The organism is Winogradskyella sp. ECml5-4 (assembly GCF_036903175.1).
GTDB lineage: Bacteria > Bacteroidota > Bacteroidia > Flavobacteriales > Flavobacteriaceae > Winogradskyella > Winogradskyella damuponensis.
Window position 1 is genome coordinate 1 of sequence record NZ_JAYJLF010000059.1, and the last position, 1,179, is coordinate 1,179.

General features: G+C 41.0%; 1 protein-coding gene. It reads left to right on the top strand.

What is annotated here, in order from left to right; translation table 11 throughout:
* Positions 1–1,179 (top strand): DUF7507 domain-containing protein (locus tag VDP25_RS17590; RefSeq protein ID WP_334471943.1); only part of this gene is annotated, 1,179 nt, incomplete at both ends.

Here is a 1,179-nt window from a genome sequence, read left to right on the forward strand (position 1 = left end):
ATTGATGCAGGTGTGGTAACAAACCAAGCGACAGCAGAAGGAACGGATCCAAATGGCGATCCAGTGAGTGATGACAGTGATGATCCAACAGATGCGACAAGTGACGATGATCCAACAGAAACAGAGATTGTACAAACTCCAAGTATAGAAGCCGTAAAAACAGTCGCAATCACTAATGATGTTGCACCAGCAGGAGCAAGTTTAGGAGATGAGATGACGTATACAATTACAGTAACTAATACAGGAGATGTTACCTTAGATAACCTTGTTATCACCGATACGTTTGTAGATGCTAATGGGGCTGTCTTAACTTTAAGTTCAGGGCCAACGTTTGATAGTTCAGACCAAAACAGTTCAGAAGGGACATTGTTAGTAGGTGAGACCGCAACTTATACAGCGACTTATATTATAGAGCAATCCGCAGTAGATGCTGGTGGCTTTAGCAACAGTGTGTTTGTAGAAGGAGATAGTCCATCTGATATCACGGTAGATGATACGAGTGATGATGGTGATGACTCAGATGGTAATACGGATGATGATGCAACAGAAACAACAATTGATGAGAACCCAAGTATAGAAGCCGTAAAAACAGTCGCAATCACTAATGATGTTGCACCAGCAGGCGCAAGTTTAGGAGATGAGATGACGTATACAATTACAGTAACTAATACAGGAGATGTTACCTTAGATAACCTTGTTATTACGGATACGTTTGTAGATGCTAATGGGGCTGTCTTAACTTTAAGTTCAGGGCCAACGTTTGATAGTTCAGATCAAAACAGTTCAGAAGGGACATTGTTAGTAGGAGAGACCGCAACTTATACAGCGACTTATATTATAGAGCAATCTGCAGTAGATGCTGGTGGCTTTAGCAACAGTGTGTTTGTAGAAGGAGATAGTCCATCTGATATCACGGTAGATGATACGAGTGATGATGGTGATGACTCAGATGGTAATACGGATGATGATGCAACAGAAACAACAATTGATGAGAACCCAAGTATAGAAGCCGTAAAAACAGTCGCAATCACTAATGATGTTGCACCAGCAGGCGCAAGTTTAGGAGATGAGATGACGTACACCATTACAGTAACTAATACAGGAGATGTTACCTTAGATAACCTTGTTATCACCGATACGTTTGTAGATGCTAATGGATCTGTCTTAACTTTAAGTTCA